Source organism: Curtobacterium sp. MCPF17_021 (assembly GCF_003234605.2).
Taxonomy (GTDB): domain Bacteria; phylum Actinomycetota; class Actinomycetes; order Actinomycetales; family Microbacteriaceae; genus Curtobacterium; species Curtobacterium flaccumfaciens.
Genome location: NZ_CP126252.1, coordinates 1,498,065 through 1,514,307, shown reverse-complemented (window position 1 = coordinate 1,514,307; position 16,243 = coordinate 1,498,065). Strand labels below are relative to the sequence as shown.

At 71.8% G+C, this 16,243-nt stretch carries 14 protein-coding genes; 8 read left to right on the top strand and 6 right to left on the bottom strand.

The window, feature by feature from the left end; all coding sequences use genetic code 11:
• Positions 1–177: 177 nt before the first annotated feature.
• Entirely contained in the window at positions 178–825 is a 648-nt protein-coding gene (locus DEJ29_RS07135; protein ID WP_111047413.1) for an NAD(P)-dependent oxidoreductase, read from the bottom strand.
• A gap of 108 nt (positions 826–933) precedes the next feature.
• On the opposite strand from DEJ29_RS07135, the gene DEJ29_RS07130 reads away from it, so the two are divergent.
• The gene (locus tag DEJ29_RS07130; RefSeq protein ID WP_071247254.1) at positions 934–1,296 is read left to right on the top strand and encodes a winged helix-turn-helix transcriptional regulator; all 363 of its coding nucleotides are present in this window, start codon (positions 934–936) and stop codon (positions 1,294–1,296) included.
• A gap of 148 nt (positions 1,297–1,444) precedes the next feature.
• The gene (locus DEJ29_RS07125; protein ID WP_111095040.1) at positions 1,445–2,476 is read left to right on the top strand and encodes an NADPH:quinone reductase; all 1,032 of its coding nucleotides are present in this window, start codon (positions 1,445–1,447) and stop codon (positions 2,474–2,476) included.
• 96 nt (positions 2,477–2,572) lie between these two features.
• Here DEJ29_RS07125 and DEJ29_RS07120 read toward each other — a convergent pair whose 3' ends face one another.
• On the bottom strand, positions 2,573–2,758 hold the full coding sequence (locus DEJ29_RS07120) for a hypothetical protein (protein ID WP_027465208.1): 186 nt from the start codon (positions 2,756–2,758) through the stop codon (positions 2,573–2,575).
• Positions 2,759–2,799: 41 nt separating this feature from the next.
• A complete protein-coding gene (locus tag DEJ29_RS07115) occupies positions 2,800–3,609 on the bottom strand; it encodes a GAF domain-containing protein (protein ID WP_110865089.1) in 810 nt (269 codons plus the stop codon).
• Positions 3,610–3,722: 113 nt separating this feature from the next.
• Here DEJ29_RS07115 and DEJ29_RS07110 point away from each other — a divergent pair, with 113 nt between their 5' ends.
• Both DEJ29_RS07110 and DEJ29_RS07105 read left to right on the top strand, forming a co-directional pair.
• Positions 3,723–4,619: a patatin-like phospholipase family protein gene (locus tag DEJ29_RS07110; protein ID WP_111095041.1), complete on the top strand. Its 897-nt coding sequence runs from the start codon at positions 3,723–3,725 to the stop codon at positions 4,617–4,619.
• Entirely contained in the window at positions 4,616–6,670 is a 2,055-nt protein-coding gene (locus DEJ29_RS07105; protein ID WP_111095042.1) for a S9 family peptidase, read from the top strand. Before DEJ29_RS07110 ends, DEJ29_RS07105 begins: the two co-directional genes overlap by 4 nt.
• Positions 6,671–6,692: 22 nt before the next feature.
• Here DEJ29_RS07105 and DEJ29_RS07100 read toward each other — a convergent pair whose 3' ends face one another.
• A complete protein-coding gene (locus DEJ29_RS07100) occupies positions 6,693–7,874 on the bottom strand; it encodes an acyl-CoA dehydrogenase family protein (RefSeq protein ID WP_111095043.1) in 1,182 nt (393 codons plus the stop codon).
• 59 nt (positions 7,875–7,933) lie between these two features.
• Here DEJ29_RS07100 and DEJ29_RS07095 point away from each other — a divergent pair, with 59 nt between their 5' ends.
• Positions 7,934–8,542 carry a QsdR family transcriptional regulator gene (locus DEJ29_RS07095; protein WP_111095044.1) on the top strand — a complete coding sequence of 203 codons (609 nt, stop codon included), beginning with the start codon at positions 7,934–7,936 and terminating at the stop codon, positions 8,540–8,542.
• Complete coding sequence (locus DEJ29_RS07090; protein WP_111039501.1) at positions 8,539–8,982, top strand: acyl-CoA thioesterase; 444 nt, start codon at positions 8,539–8,541, stop codon at positions 8,980–8,982. Before DEJ29_RS07095 ends, DEJ29_RS07090 begins: the two co-directional genes overlap by 4 nt.
• A gap of 5 nt (positions 8,983–8,987) precedes the next feature.
• Here DEJ29_RS07090 and DEJ29_RS07085 read toward each other — a convergent pair whose 3' ends face one another.
• Together DEJ29_RS07085 and DEJ29_RS07080 are read right to left on the bottom strand one after the other, a co-directional pair.
• Complete coding sequence (locus tag DEJ29_RS07085) at positions 8,988–9,428, bottom strand: VOC family protein (protein WP_071405380.1); 441 nt, start codon at positions 9,426–9,428, stop codon at positions 8,988–8,990.
• Between the two features lie 224 nt (positions 9,429–9,652).
• On the bottom strand, positions 9,653–13,135 hold the full coding sequence (locus DEJ29_RS07080; RefSeq protein WP_111095045.1) for a proline dehydrogenase family protein: 3,483 nt from the start codon (positions 13,133–13,135) through the stop codon (positions 9,653–9,655).
• A 105-nt stretch (positions 13,136–13,240) separates the two neighbouring features.
• Between DEJ29_RS07080 and DEJ29_RS07075 the strand changes: the two genes are divergently transcribed.
• Positions 13,241–14,143 (top strand): LysR substrate-binding domain-containing protein, encoded by a 903-nt coding sequence (locus tag DEJ29_RS07075; RefSeq protein ID WP_111047392.1) that lies wholly within the window; start codon positions 13,241–13,243, stop codon positions 14,141–14,143.
• Between the two features lie 178 nt (positions 14,144–14,321).
• Positions 14,322–16,172 carry a hypothetical protein gene (locus DEJ29_RS07070; protein WP_111095046.1) on the top strand — a complete coding sequence of 617 codons (1,851 nt, stop codon included), beginning with the start codon at positions 14,322–14,324 and terminating at the stop codon, positions 16,170–16,172.
• The last annotated feature ends 71 nt before the right edge of the window (positions 16,173–16,243 follow it).

Here is a 16,243-nt window from a genome sequence, read left to right as displayed (position 1 = left end):
CGCGGGCCCTGGCGGTGACCACCCGCCGGCCTGGAGGCCCGTGGCGGCCCCGCCCCGCGCCTCCCGGCCGCCCGTTGGTCGGGTCCGGCGGTGTGCAAAACACCGGTGTTCACGCTCGACACCGCGGGATCCCGCGGTGCGTTGCGTGAACACCGGTGTCTTGCGAGGGGCAGTGCCTCAGTAGGCGACGCCGAAACGCGTCTGGTGGTGCGCCGGGGTCACGATCTCGTCGACGAACGCGATCGCGTAGTCGGCGCCGGAGATGTCCGAGTTGCCCTCGGCGTCGGCGAGCAGGACCTCGTCCGAGGCGCGGTAGGTGCCGCGACGCTCGCCCGGGTTGTAGCTGCCGAAGGCCGCGGCGGGGCTCACGTAGAACCAGTCGACGTCGGTGTCCGACGCACGGAGGGCGTCGAGGATCTGCGCGTGGCTCTTCGCCTCGCCCTTGAAGGCGTCCGGGAAGCCGTCGGTGTCGAAGAGGCGGGGGCCGTCCTCGGACACGCGCATCGAGCCGGCACCGCCGACGATGCCGAGCCGCGCACCGGCTGCAGCGGCGGCGTCGACGAAGTGCTGGAACTTGTCCTTCAGCTCGCTGCCGTCGGCCTGCACGGCGTGGAGCGAGACGATGACGACGTCGGCACCCTTGGTGACCTCGGACACGAAGTCGGCGTCGAACGCGTCACCCTGCGCCAGGGTGAGACCCTCGGCCGGCTCGAGCTTGCTCGTGTCGCGGGCGACCGCGGTGACGGTGATGCCGCGGGAGAGTGCCTCGTGGGTGATGGCGGAGCCGGCGTAGCCGGTGCCTCCGAAGACGACGATGTTGGTCATGGTGTTCCCTTCGTGGACGTGCTGGGCGTCGGTGACGTTGACAGTCACCGTACAAGAGTTACTCTCTTTGAGTAAGTAGGCACCTGGCGGTGCGTGACGGAGGACACCATGTCAGCACTCGAGTACAGCCCCTACGCGGCGGACTGCCCTAGTCGGCAGCTGCTCGACCGCATCGGCGACCGGTGGAGCGTGCTGACGATCGGCGCCCTCGCCGACGGTCCCGCACGGTACTCGGCGGTGGCAGCCCGGGTGCAGGGGGTCTCGCAGAAGATGCTCACCCAGACGCTGCGGGCCCTTGAGCGCGACGGCATGGTGACGCGGACGGTGTTCCCCGAGATCCCGCCGCACGTGGAGTACGAACTGACCGAGCTCGGGCGGTCGCTGCGCACGGTGCTCGTGCCGCTGGAGGACTGGGCCACCTCGCACATGCCCGACGTCGCCGAGGCGCGCGAGGGGTACGACGCGCGCTGAGGCGGTGCGCGGGCGCGGGGCGCGCTGGGCGCTTGGTGAGCAGAAACGGTCGGGTCCGAGGACCGCACGCGACACCTTCTGCTCACGATGTGGCCCCGCGGCCCACGCACTCGGAATCCCCGACGGCGACGAGTGGTTGCCTGGGGACATGCGATCGATCGTCTACACGAAGCCCGGTGCCAGCAGCGTCCTCGAACTCGTCGAGCAGGAGATCCCGGAGCCCGGTGCCGGTGAGGTCCGCGTCCGCGTCGTCGTCTCCGGCGTCAACCCGACCGACTGGAAGGCCCGTGCCGGCGGCACGTACGGCGACGGACTGCCGTTCCCCGAGATCACGCCGAACCAGGACGGCGCCGGTGTCGTCGACGCCGTCGGCCCCGGAGTCGACGGGCTGACCGTCGGTGACCGCGTGTGGCTCTTCATGGCGGCTGCGTCACGGCCGACCGGCACGGCACAGGAGTACACGGTCGTGCCCGAGTCGCGCGTGGTCCCGCTGCCCGACGGCGTCTCGTTCGACGTCGGCGCCTCGCTCGGCGTCCCCGCGATGACTGCGCACCGAGCGCTCACCACCCACGAGGACGGCCCCGCACGCCTGGGGCCCGGAGCCCTCGACGGCTTCACCGTGCTCGTCGCCGGTGGTGCCGGTGCCGTGGGGCACGCCGCGATCCAGCTCGCCCGCTGGGCCGGAGCGACCGTCATCACGACGATCAGCTCGGACGCGAAGGCAGCCCTTGCCACGGCAGCCGGCGCCCACCACGTCGTGAACTACCGCGAGGAGGACTCCGCCGAGCGCATCCGGGCGATCGCGCCGGACGGTGTCGACATCGTCGTCGAGGTGTCGATCCCGCAGAACGCCGCGCTGGTCGCCGACGTGCTGGCGAACCACGGTGTCGTGTCGATCTACGCGAACAACGGCGGCGACGAGGCGAGCCTGCCGATCCGCCCGAACATGAGCGTGAACGCCCGCTACCAGTTCCTGCTGCTCTACACGATCGGCGACGAGGCGCTGTCCGCGGCGGCCGAGGACGTCACCGAGGCGCTGCACGACGGTGTGCTGCCGGTCGGCGAGGACGCCGGGCTCCCGCTCACCCGCTTCACGCTCGGGCAGACCGCCCAGGCGCACGACGCGGTCGAGCAGGACACGGTCGGCAAGGTGCTCATCGACGTGACCGAGGCGCCGTAGCTGCGACACCGGGGCCGGCTCCGGCTCCGGCTCGCAGACGACGAACGGCTCCCACGCATGCGTGGGAGCCGTTCGTCGTGGACGATGCGGGAGGGGTCAGCGACCCAGACGCGCGGCGATTGCTGCGGTGACCCGGAGCCGGGCTGCAACGCGCTCGCGTTCGATGTTGGCGGCGATGACGTCGAGGTCTTCGTAGTCGGCGTCGGTGGTGGTGTCGTTCCAGTTCGGCGAGGAGATCCGGGCACGCCCGAACGACGGCGGAGCAGGGTTCACGGTCGTCATGGGGGCATCGTACGTCGAGCGTCCGACAGAGCGTGTGAGCATCACGGGCCTTTCCTTGGATTGCGGTCGCGCTCGGGGAACGAGTAGGTCAACGAGAACGCGACGGCCATGAACGACGCCATCATCGCGATGTTCTTGGCGTCGAGTTCGGTGAAGGCGTCGGGGACCGGGGAGTCGACGGTGAGCATGCCGAACGAGTACTGGTCGGACCGGATCACCACCGAGACGTACGAGGTGTACCGCGGCTCGAAGCCCGGCAGGTCCTGGTCGACGTCCACGTCGGCCGAGCGGTCACCGACGATCCGGGGTGATCCCCCGACCAGCACCCACTCGAGGTTGCGGTCGCCGTAGGGCGTGCCCGCTCGGAAGACCCCGGCGGTGTCGCCGGCGCCACCGTGACCGATCGGCTCGAGCGCCCGCAGATCGGTGGACAGCTGGTACACGTTGGCGCGGACGTCGGGCACCTTCGGCAGCAGGTAGAACGCCAGGGCCACGGCGACGCGGTCGGCGACGACCGAGAGTTCGCCGTGGCGCTCGGACCGGGGCAGCTCGGTGAACCGGACGAGCCGGGTGGCGATCTGGCCGAACGCGTACCGGACCGCCGTCGACTGCTCGAGCTCCGCCGCGGTGGCGTTGTCCTCGGCCACCGACCGAGCTGCGTCGCTGCGCCGGGTCCGGACCACCTGCACGGTCACGGCGCCGACGAGCACGACGAGCCCGAACGCGACGAGCGACAGCCGGACCGCCGGCGTGACGAACAGGTTCGGCAGCTGGAACGCCGCGGTGGGCGCAGCAGCCACCACGATCGGCCACACGACCGTGCCGACCCGTCCTGAACGCTGGTTCCCCATGACCACGACGCTAGGTCACGCCACCGACGCGGACGGAGTTGTCCACAGGCGGGTTCTCCACAGGATCCATCGGCCTCCACCGGCCCGTCGCACGCAGCTGGTAAGCAGGACCCATGACCGACGTCAGCACGCCCGTTCCCGGATCCAGAGCCCTCGTCCTCGGCGGCGGAGGTGTCGCCGGCATCGCGTGGGAAGTCGGTGTCCTCGTCGCCCTGCAGGAAGCCGGCGTCGACCTCGACGCCGCCGACCTCGTGGTCGGCACCAGCGCCGGCAGCGTCGTCGGCGCGTTCGTCCGGAACGGTGCCGTCCAGCAGGCCTACGACCAGCAGCACACCCCGGCGCCCACCACCTACGAAGAGCCGGCCCCCATCGACGTCGAGGCCGTGCAGCAGCACATCGGCGCAGCACTGCAGGGTGCGACCGGCGAGCAGGACGCCCGCGCTCGACTCGGCCAGGCCGCCCAGCAGGTCGTCGGCGGGCAGAGCGACGACGAGCGCACGGCGACCTTCGGCGAGACGCTCCCGTCCACCGAGTGGCCGGAGAAGCCGCTCGCCGTCACCGCGGTTGACGCCACCGACGGCACCTTCCGCCTGCTGACGGCAGCCGACGGCGTGCCGCTCCCCCGTGCGGTCGCGGCCAGCTGCTCGGTGCCCTTCGTCTGGACCCCGGTCACCATCGACGGCCGCCCGTACGTCGACGGTGGTGTCCGCTCGGGCACCAACGCCGACGCCGCCGCCGGGTACGAGCGCGTGCTCGTCATCGCCTGCGGCCCCGAGGGCCCGTCACCGTGCGGGCCCTGGCTCGACGTCGCCGTCGAGACCCTGCGGGCCGGCGGTTCGTCGGTCGAGGTCGTGGTGGCGGACAGCGCGTCCCAGCAGGCCTTCGGCACGAACTCGCTCTCGCTCGCCACCCAGGCACCGTCGGCCGAGGCCGGCCACGCCCAGGGCACCGCGGTCGCCGAGCAGGTCGCCGCCTTCTGGGCCGAGGACCTGGCGAGCGTGCACGCATGAGCACCCCGTTCTCCGACCTCGACCAGTACATCGCGCTCCCCCGCGTCGACGGGATCGACATCAGCCCTGACGGCACCCGCGTCGCGCTGACGGTCGGTGCGCTCGACACGGACGCAACCGGGTACCGCCGATCGATCTGGCAGGTGCCCGCGACGCCGACCGTCGACACCCCCGCGCGCCCGGTCCGCCTGACACGCTCCGCCAAGGGCGAGGGCGGCATCGCCTTCACCCGCGCCGGCGACCTGCTCTTCGTCTCCGCCCGGCCCGACGCCGACGCCACCGACCTCGAGGCAGCCCAGCTCTGGGTGCTGCCGGCGACCGGTGGCGAGGCACGTCCGCTCACCCGCCTGGCCGGGGGCGTCGGTGGGGTCCTGTCCACCGCGGCGTCGTCGGACGTCGTCGCGCTGACCGCCGACCTGCTGCCGGGGGCCGGCTCCGACCCCGCGACCGTGCTCGAGGCCGACGCGGAGCTCCGGAAGAGCCGGAAGGACAAGCAGGTCCGCGCGATCCTGCACGAGACCTACCCGGTCCGGTCCTGGGACCACGACCTCGGGCCGGCCCAGACGCACGTGCTGACGCTCGACACGGCCGACAGCGACACCGGCAGCGACGCCGTCGGCGCCAGCGCCGAGCCCGTCCAGCCCGTCGACCGCACACCGGCCCCCGGCCGCTCGCTCGACCACGTCAGCGGGGCGCTCACGCCCGACGGCTCGGTCCTGCTGGCATCCGTCGGCGTCCGGGAGGCCCGTGGGGACCGCTCGACGCTCGTCACCATCGACCTGTCCAACGGCCACCGCACGGTGCTGTTCGACGACGTCGACGTCGACCACGAGATGCCGGCGCTCAGCCACGACGGCCGGACGATCGCCTGGGTCCGCACCGTCCGCTCCACCCCGGCCGGCGCGAACCAGCAGGAGGTCTGGGTCGCCGGCATCGACGGCTCCGACGCCCGCCGCGTCGCGACCGACTGGGACCGCTGGCCGGGCGAGCTCGTGTTCGAACACGGCGACCGCGCGCTCCTGGCGGTCGCCGACCAGGACGGCCGCGCGCCGGTCTTCCGCATCCCCCTCGACGGCGGCGCCGTCGAGCAGCTGACGCACGACGACTGGGCGTACTCGAGCCTGCGCGTGGCGGCGGCGACCGGCGTGGTCGTGGCGCTCCGGGCCTCCTGGGCGGCCCCGCTGCACCCGGTGCGGATCGCGACGGACGGCACGGTGACCCCGTTGGCGACTCCGGCGCCCCTGCCGGACGTGCCCGCCCACCTGGAAGAGGTCGAGACGACCGCAGCCGACGGCGCCCGCGTGCGCGGCTGGCTGGTCGTGCCCGAGGGTGAGGGGCCGCACCCGCTCGTCCTGTGGATCCACGGCGGACCGCTCAACTCGTGGAACCAGTGGTCCTGGCGCTGGAACCCGATGCTGCTCGCAGCCCGGGGCTACGCCGTGCTCCTGCCGGACCCCGCGCTGTCCACCGGTTACGGACTCGACTTCGTGAACCGCGGCTGGAACGCCTGGGGGCAGGCGCCGTACACCGACCTGATGGCGATCACCGACGTGGTCGAGGCGCGGGCGGACATCGACGCGACCCGGACCGCAGCGATGGGCGGGTCGTTCGGCGGGTACATGGCGAACTGGGTCGCCGGGCACACCGACCGGTTCCGCGCGATCGTCACCCACGCCAGCCTGTGGGCGCTCGATCAGTTCAACGGCACGACGGACATGTCGCAGTACTGGTCGTCGATCTTCGACGCCGACGGGATCGCGGCGAACGACCCGCACCGGTTCGTGGCCGAGATCACGTCACCGATGCTCGTGATCCACGGCGACAAGGACTACCGGGTACCGATCGGCGAGGGGCTGCGGCTCTGGTCCGAGCTCGCGGAATACCACGCGGCGCCGGACGGCTCGATGCCGCACCGGTTCCTGTACTTCCCGGACGAGAACCACTGGGTCCTCGCCCCGCAGCACGCCGTGGTCTGGTACCAGACGGTGTTCGCGTTCCTCGGGCAGCACGTGCTCGATCAGGAGTGGGAGCGGCCAGCGCTGCTCGGGTAGCGCGGGCGGGCCGGGCGGGCCGCTAGACGAACGCGGCCTGCCCGGTGATCGCCCGCCCGACGATCAGGGTGTTGACCTCGCGCGTGCCCTCGTACGAGTAGATCGCCTCGGCATCGGCGAAGAACCGGGCCACGCCCTTGTCGAGCACGATGCCGTTGCCGCCCTGCACCTCGCGACACCAGGCGACGGTCTCCCGCATCTTCGCGGTGGCGAACGCCTTGGCCATCGCCGAGTGCTCGTCGCCACCGACCCCGGCGTCCTGCATGGCCGAGGCCTGCGTGCAGAGTGCGATCGAGGCCGTGATGTTCGACAGCGACTTGACGAGCAGGTCCTGGACGAGCTGGTGCGCGGCGATCGGCTTGCCGAACTGGACCCGCTCGCGGGCGTAGGCGAGCGCGGCCTCGTACGCACCGACCGCGATGCCGACGGCCTGCCAGGCGACCTCGGTGCGCGTCAGTCGGAGCACCTCGGCGGTCGAGCGGAACGACGTCGCGTCCTGCAGCCGACGCGACTCGGGCACCCGGACGTCGTGCATGACGATGTCGGCGTTCTGCACGCCGCGCAGTGCGATCTTGTCCTCGATCTTCGTCGCGGTGAAGCCCGCGGTGTCGGTGGTCACGAGGAAGCCCTTGACCTGGCCGTCGGCGACGTCCTTCGCCCAGATGACGACGACGTCGGCGAAGGTGGCGTTGCCGATCCAGCGCTTCTCGCCGTCGAGCACCCACTCGTCGCCCTCGCGCCGGGCGGTGGTGCGCAGACCCTTCGCCGAGTCGCTGCCCGAGTACGGCTCGGTGAGCCCGAACGCCCCGACGACCTCACCCGTGGCCATCCGAGGGAGCCACTCGCGCTGCTGCTCGTCGCTGCCCGCGACCGCGATCGAGTTCATCGCCAGGCCGGACTGCACGCCGATGAAGGTGGCGACGCTCGCGTCCACGCGTCCGAGTTCGAGGGCCGCCCAGCCGCGGTACACGGCCGAGTTCTCGAACTGCCGCACGAGCGGGACGCCCGGCCCGTACATGCCGAGCTCGGCGAGCGGCGCGATGACCTGCATCGGGAACTCGGCGCGCGCCCAGTACGCGTCGGCGATGGGCGCGACCTCGCGCTCGAGGTACTGCCGGAGCTGCCCGAGCGACGCGCGCTCCTGCTCGGTGAGCTGTTGCTGGAAGCCGTAGAAGTCCGATTCGAGCAGGGGCGTCGCGGGCATCGTCGTTGACATGGGAACCACGATGCATCATTCTCGAAAACGTTGCAAGAGAGGATCGCGTGTACACATCAGACTCTGCGCTGCGCGCCTTCCGGGAGGCCCGTCACACCTTCATCGCCGGCTCGCGGATCGACATGGGGGCGTTGGCTGCTGCACTCGGCGTCGACCGCACGTCGCTGTTCCGCTGGGTCGGCAACCGTGACCGGTTGCTGTCCGAGATCCTGTGGTCCCTCGCAGTCCCGACCCTCGACGGAGCCACTCACGCCGCCGACGAGATCGGGGCGTCCGGAGCAGCCCGGCTCGTCGTCGTGCTCGACCGGTTCACCGCCGACCTGATCGACGCCCCGTACTTCCGGGCGTTCCTGACGCGCGAACCCGCTCGGGCGATGCGTCTGCTCACCACCTCGGACAGCGACGTGCAGAGCCGGTTCGTCGCCCGGGTGACCGCTCTCATCGAGCAGCAGGAGTCGTCCGGTACGTTCGATCCGGCACCGTTGTCGGCTGAGGAGCTCGCACGGCTGCTCGTCCGGATCTCCGAGTCGTTCACCTACGCCGAGTTCATCTCCGGTGAGACCCCTGATCCCGACCGGGCACGTGCGGCGTTCGAGTACGTCCTGCGGCCCGACGCGGTGCACGCCACACCCGCACCACCGATCGGAGACCGATGACCATCGACGAGTACCCGTTCCGCCGCTCCTACCCCACCAGGTGGAACGACAACGACATGTTCGGGCACGTCAACAACACGATCTACTACTCGGCGATGGACAACGCGTCGACGTACTGGTTCCGCGAGGCCGCCGGGCTCGACCCGTTCTCGTCGGAGTGGATCGCCGTGCTGGTGTCGTCGAGCTGCCGGTTCGTCGAGTCCGCCGTCTGGCCGGACGTCATCGAGGTCGGGATGCGCTCGAAGCACCTCGGCACCACGAGCCTGTCGTGGGAGTTCGGGCTGTTCCGGCAGTCCGACGGCGCCCTGCTCGCCACCGGTGAGTTCGTGCACGTCATCATCGACCGCGAGGGTGCGCGCCGACCGATCCCGCTGCCCGCCGAACTCCGCGAGCTCGTGACCGGGTCGATGGTCGCGCAGCAGCCCGCCGTCGCCGACTGACGACCTCAGCCCTTCAGAGCGGCCAGCTCGAGGTTGATGTCGTCGGGGTCCTGCACGGACAGGATCACCATGCCGGCGTCGCCGAGGTCGGTGACCTCGCCGTGCTCGACACCCGCGGCATCGAGTCGGGCGGCCGCTTCGTGCAGCTCGTCGACCGAACCCACGACGAAGCTCACGTGGTCGAGGCCGACGGTGTCCGGATCGAACGTCTGCCCCGCGGGAGCGACCGGACGGAGTCCGAACACCTGGTCACCGAGCCGGAACACCGATCCGCCGTAGAAACGCTCGCGGTCCTCGCGGACACCCGGCTCGTCGACCTGGTCGCTGAAGTCGATCGCCGGATCCGTGCCGAGCAGCAGCTGGTAGAAGGCCTTGCTCCGGTGGATATCGGTCACGGTGACACGGACGTGGGCCAGGGCGGTCGGGCGTGCGAACGGCTCGGTCATGGTGGAGCTCCTCAGGGGTTGCGCGCCGTGGTTGCGACGCGCACCCGAGGCAACGCTCGGTCCCTCCGAAGCACCCGAGGCGGTGCGGCGACCGGACAGCCCCGTGCACGGCGTTCCGCACGCCGCTCAACCGAAGTGCCCCCGAACCACGCGATCGCGCGGTTCGGGGGCACTTCGGTTGTGCAAGCGGCGCTGGACCCGAACGCCAGCGCCGCAGTCCGGGGTCAGATCAGGTCGTCGGTCAGGTGGTTCGGCGTGCCGAAGCGGTGCGCCGTGATGGACACCGCCTGCTCGCGGACGAAGGGCAGGATCTCGAGCCGCCCGGCCTCGGTCACGGGGCCGCCGTAGACCGCGACGTCCGGGCGACCACCGACGGCCGAGTACAGCGCCGAGGTGTCGCCGCCGATGAGCCGCACCCGGGTCGACGGACCCGAGGCGACCGAGCTCGCGAAGGCCGCGTCGGACACTGTCTGCGACAGCGAACGGACGATCGGCAGCGAACGGATCGCCGCGGCGACGGACGACGGCAGCGTCGCGGCCGTGGAGACCTCGATCGTCGTGCCGGCACGGAGCGCTGCGGCGACGACGCGGACGAGGTCGACCACCGAGGCCTCAGCGTCCGTGTCCGAGTCGGCAACCGCGGCCAGCCGCACCTGCACCGACGGGAACGGCAGGTACCGGGCGATGTTCCGCTCGGCGGAGAGCGCCGAGACGTCGGTCGCGGTGCCGAACAGCGTCGACCACGCCTGCTCGTCGGAGGCCAGCGCACGGTCGAGCATCGGCGAAGCGACCTCGGCAGCCCGGGCGAACGCCGAGACCGGACCCGACACGGCGACACCGGACGCAGCGACCGCCGGTGCGGGCGTCCAGGACCCGAGCCCGAGCAGGTAGTTCAGCCCACCGGCCTTCGTGCCGGCGCCGACCGCCGACTTCTTCCACCCGCCGAACGGCTGGCGGCGGACGATGGCGCCCGTGATGCCGCGGTTGACGTAGAGGTTGCCCGCCTGGATCCGCGACAGCCAGGTACCGATCTCGGCCGGGTCGAGCGAGTGCAGGCCCGAGGTCAGGCCGTAGTCGACCTCGTTCACGATGTCGATCGCCTCGTCGAGCGAGTCGGCGGTCATCATGCCGAGGATCGGGCCGAAGTACTCGGTGCGGTGGAACTCCGAGCCGCGGCGGACGCCCTGTCGGACACCCGGGCTCCAGAGCTTGCCGGTCTCGTCGAGCGGCTTCGGCTCGACGGCCCAGGACTCCCCCGCGCCGAGCTTCGTCAGGCCGTCGAGCAGCTTGCCCGAGGCCGGCTCGATGACGGGGCCCATCTGCGTCGCGGCGTCGGTCGGGTAGCCCACCGTGAGCGAGGCCACCGCGTCGAGCAGCTGGTTCCGGAAACGCTTCGACTTCGCGACCGAGCCGACCATGACGACGAGGGACGCGGCCGAGCACTTCTGGCCGGCGTGCCCGAACGCCGACGCAACGACGTCCTTCACGGCGAGGTCGAGGTCGGACGACGGCGTGACGATCACGGCGTTCTTGCCCGAGGTCTCGGCGAGCAGCGGCAGGTCGGGGCGGAACGAACGGAACAGCTCGGCCGTCTCGTACGCACCGGTGAGGATGACCTGGTCGACCATCGGGGACGCGATGAGCTGCTGCCCGAGGTCGTTCTCCGACACCTGCAGGAACGCGAGCACGTCGGCCGGGGCCCCGTGGGCGTCGAGCGCGGTCTCGATGATCGAGGCGAGCACGGCGCCGGAGCGCTCGGCGGGCGGCGCGGGCTTCAGCACGACGGCGGACCCGGCCGCCAGCGCGGCGAGGGTCGATCCGGCGGGGATCGCGACGGGGAAGTTCCACGGCGGCGCGACCAGGGTCAGCGCAGCGGGCGTGAAGGTGGCGCCGTCGACGTCGTCGAGCGAGGACGCCAGGGTGCCGTAGAAGTGCGCGAAGTCGATCGCCTCGGACACCTCGGGGTCGGCCTGGTCGATGGTCTTGCCGGTCTCCGACGCCATGACCTCGATGAGCGCAGCGCGGTTCGCCTCGAGTGCGTCGCCGACGGCGTGCAGCACGGCACCACGCGCACCACCGGACCAGGTCCCCCAGACCGCACCGGCGGCCCTGGCGCGGCCGAGCGCGGAGTCGAGGGCCGTGGCGGAGTCGACCCGGGCCTCCTGGACGGCGCGGACGCCGAGCGTCGACGAGGCGACCCGTGCGGTGATGGCGTCGCCCCAGGCGCGGACGGCGCCGACCGAGGGGTCGCTGTCCGGGGTGTTCTCGAAGTGGCCGGGGCCGGGGCGGCCGACGGCGGCGTAGCGGTCGGCGACACGGTGGGAGGCCGGCGCTTCGAGACCCTCGGGCGTCGCGAGCGGCACCAGGGAGGCGCGGAAGCGCTCCTCTTCGCGGGCGAACAGTGGCGGCGAGGACACCAGCGAGAAGACCGCGGACATGAAGTTGTCCTGCGAAGCGCCCTCCTCCAGGCGGCGGATCAGGTACGCGATCGCGACGTCGAACTCGCCCGGGTGGACGACCGGCGTGTAGAGCAGGAGCGAACCGACGGTGTTCTTCACGGCCGATGCCTGACCCTGCGCCATGCCGAGCAGCATCTCGAACTCGATGCCGTCCCGCACGCCGCGCTCACCGGCGAGCAGCCAGGCGTGCGCGACGTCGAACAGGTTGTGCCCGGCGACACCGACGCGGACGTTCTCGACGCGCGATGGGGTGAGCGCCCAGTCGAGCACGCGCTTGTAGTTGGTGTCCGAGTCCTGCTTGGTGTGCCAGGTGGCGAGCGGCCAGCCGTGGACCGAGGCCTCGACCTGCTCCATCGGCAGGTTCGCGCCCTTGACCAGACGGACCTTGATGCCGGCACCACCGCGGGCACGGCGGGCGGCGGACCACTCCTGCAGCTCCTGCATCGCGGCGAGCGCGTCGGGCAGGTACGCCTGCAGCACGATTCCGGCTTCGAGGCCGAGGAACTCGGGCTCGTCGAGGAGCTTCGTGAAGACCGCGATGGTGAGGTCGAGGTCCTTGTACTCCTCCATGTCGAGGTTGATGAACTTGGCCGGGGTGGCGGCTGCGGCACGCTGGAAGAGCGGTCGGAGCTGCTCGACGATGTCGTCCACTGCGTGGCCGAACGCCCACGGCGAGTGCGGGTGCACGGTCGAGGACACCTTGATGGAGACGTAGTCGACGTCGTCGCGGGCCAGGAGCTTGTGCGTGCCCTCGAGTCGGCGGGCGGCTTCGCGCTCCCCCAGGACGGCCTCGCCGAGCAGGTTGACGTTGAGGCGGACGCCGTCGCGCTTGATGCCGGCGATGGCCGGGCCGAGCTTGGAGTCGGTGGCATCGACGATGAGGTGGCCGACCATGTTGCGGAGGACGCGTCGGGCGATGGGGACCACGACGTTCGGCAGCACCGGGGCCATGCCGCCGCCGAGCCGGACGAGTCCGCGGAGCGCGGCGGGCAGGAACCCCGGGGCATCGGGGGCGATCTGGCGGAGCTTGCGGGCGGCGACGGCGAGGTCTTCCGGTCGCACGACCCCGTCGACGAACCCGACGGCGAAGTCGAGTCCGGCGGGGTCGGCGAGCACGCCGGCGAGCTGCTTCGCCGAGCCGTCGACCGGGTAGGTCTCGGCCTCGGCGAGCCACTGTCGGACGAGCGCGACGGACTGGTCCGCCAGGGCGTCGTGGTCGATGGCGGAGTCCTCGTGCAGCGTCGTCATGGGTTCAGTGTGGAGGTTGGGGATGCGGTAGCGGAAGTGAGCGTTCCTGATGGATACCGTTCAGTTCCGCTACCGTTCCGGTCCTGATCCGGCTAGCGTCGGACCATGCTCGACGTCCGCCGTCTCGTGCTCCTCCGTGAGCTGTCCATCCGCGGCACGATCGCGGCCGTCGCCGAGGCCGTGAACTTCACCCCGTCGGCGGTCTCGCAGCAGCTGAGCGCCCTGGAGCGGGAGGCCGGCGTGCAGCTCCTCCGCAAAGCCGGTCGTCGGCTCCAGCTCACCCCGCAGGCCGAGGTGCTGGTGGCCGCAGCGGGCCAGGTGCTCGACGTCCTCGAGCACGCGCAGTCACAGGTCGAGGACACCCTGTCGTCCGTGCAGGGGCGTGTGCGGGTCGCGGTGTTCCAGTCCGCGGCCCTCGCCCTGATGCCGAGCGCCCTGCACGAGATGGCCACGGAACACCCCGACGTCCGGGTCGAGATGGTCCAGCGGGAACCGGAGACCGCACTGAACGAGACGTGGGCTCGTGACTTCGACATGGTCATCGCCGAGCAGTACCCGGCGCACGCCGCTCCGCATCTGCCCGGGCTCGACCGCTCCGACCTGACGACCGACGCCGTCCGGCTCGCCCTGCCCCCGCTCGACACGGCCCTGCGCCCGGTGTCGTCGCTGGAGGACGCCCGCACCATGCCCTGGGTGATGGAACCCCGCGGCACCGCGTCGCGGCACTTCGCCGAGCAGGTCTGTCGGCGCTGGGGCTTCGAGCCCGACGTCCGGTACGAGACCGCCGACCTGCAGACGCAGATCCGTCTGGTCGAGTCGGGCAACGCGGTGAGCCTGATGCCGGACCTGATGTGGACCGGGCGGACGACGACCTGTCGGCTGCTCGAGCTGCCGGAGGGCCCCCGACGCACGATCTTCACCGTGGTGCGGTCCGCGGGGTCGTCGTCCCCGGCGGTCCGCGCACTCCGTGACGCGCTCGAGCGTGCGGCGGCGGCCGTCGGCGACTGATCCGCCGGCGCGCACGCCATCCGGCGCACTCCAGCCGACGCGCACGCCAGCCAGCGCGCACGCGAGACGGCGCCGTGACCGGATCGAGACCTGTGCATCCGTCAGGATCTCGTCGACGCAGACATCTCCTGGATGAGGGCACCTCCCGGTGCCCCGACCGGCATCCGAGGGGGATCCCATGAACCAGCCCTGCACCTCCACCACGCGACGGGTCGCTGCCATCGGCGCAGCGGTCGCCATCGTCACCGCGTCGTCGGTGTTCGGCATCGGCACCGCGACCGCCGTCGCGGCCGAGCCCACGGCCGCCACGAGCACGGCGACACCCGGGACGCCGGCCGAGCCCGGTACGCCGGCCGAGCCCGCCGCGCCCGTCGCGACGGTCGACACCGACGAGCAGCCGGGAGGCCCGTCCACCGACCCGACGCCGACTGCGGTCCCGGAAACGGCGACACCAGAGCCCACGGCACCCGCCGCACCGGCGACACCTGCGGCACCCGCGGCACCCGCGGCCGACGACGGCAGCGACCTCGCCTTCACGGAACCGTCGACCGCCGAGGACCCGATCGAGCTCACCGCCACCAGCGGCACGCCCTTCACTCGCACCTTCGAGACCACCGGCGGCGACGGCACCGTCGGCTACGCCATCCAGGACGCCCCGTCCTCCGACTACTGGGTCAACGTCGACACCGGCGTCCTGAGCGGCGACCCGAAGGAGGCCGGGACCTTCCGGTTCCAGGTCGTCGCCCTGAGCGCCTCGACCGAGATCACGCAGTACGTCGAGCTGACGGTCGCACCCGGCGACCCCGTGGGCGTGACGTTCGGCGTCGCCACCCCCGACTACAACGGGCTGTGGCAGGTCGAGACCGACGGCACGATCTGGGAACAGGCAGCCGGTCAGGGCCGCGTCCGCATCGTGCCGAGCATCCCCGTCGCCGAGGACACCCCGCTCACGCTCGCCGGGCTCGCGGTCGACGCGTACGGCAACCGGACCACGCCGGGTCTGGACTACCCCCGGTCGACGGTCACGAGCACGGACGACTCCGACTCGGCGGTGTGGAACGACGGGGACTCCTCGAACACCGTGACCTTCGGTGGCACCGGCACCCGGACCGTGACGGTCTCCGAAGGGGGCGTCTCCACGTCCTTCGAGGTCGTGGTCGGCGCCGAGGACACCGACGAGCCCGCCGCCCCGGACACCATCACGTTCACCGAGCCCTCGACGCCCGAGTCACCCATCCGCATCGAGACCACCGCGGGCGAGCAGATCGAGCGCACCTTCACCGCGACGGGGTCGTCGACGGAGCTGCGCTACGTCCTGCTGACCGGCCCGACGGCGTTCCCCGTCCCGGGCAACGAACACCCGATCGCACCGCTCGGCCTCGCCGTCGGTGACACGAGCGGGGTCCTGAGCGGCGCTCCGACGGTGGCCGGCGAGTACGACTTCCAGGTCATGGCCATGAACGGGTCCCGCGCTGCCACCCAGTACGTCCACCTGTCCATCCGTCCCGCCGCGACGGAGGAACTCAGCCTGCTCGTCGGCACGATCGGGTCGCCGAAGGGGTGGCTCCGTGACGCCGAGGGCCTGCGCGAGATCTTCGCGGAGAGCCCGAAGTCGATCCCGGTCGACGCCGTCCCGGTGGCCCAGGGGGCGACGATGGTCGTCCGGGTGACGGCCCTCGACGCGTTCGGGAACAGCACGAAGGAGTCCGACGGCGCGCAGCCCGTCGTGACGAGCAGCGTGGCCAGCGACGAAGTGACGCTGCCGTACGGCGAGTGGGAGCCCCGCGTCCGGTTCCCGCGCGCGTCGCCGCACACCATCACGGTCGCCCTCGGTGACGTCTCGACCACGTTCGACGTGGACGTGCGGCCGTCGGTCGCGACCGTCGGCGACACGACCCCGACGGCCGGCGGCGGTGGGCACCTCGCCTACACGGGCGCTGACGCCTCCGGGCCGCTCGCGTGGGCGCTGGGCCTGCTCGCCGTCGGCGGCGGTCTGCTGGTCCACCGTCTGCGTCGCCGTCGCGCCTGAGACGCGGCCCCGGACGGACGGGAGGCGCGGTGCGGGCCCGCACCGCGCCTCCCGTCCGTCCTGCCGCGCCC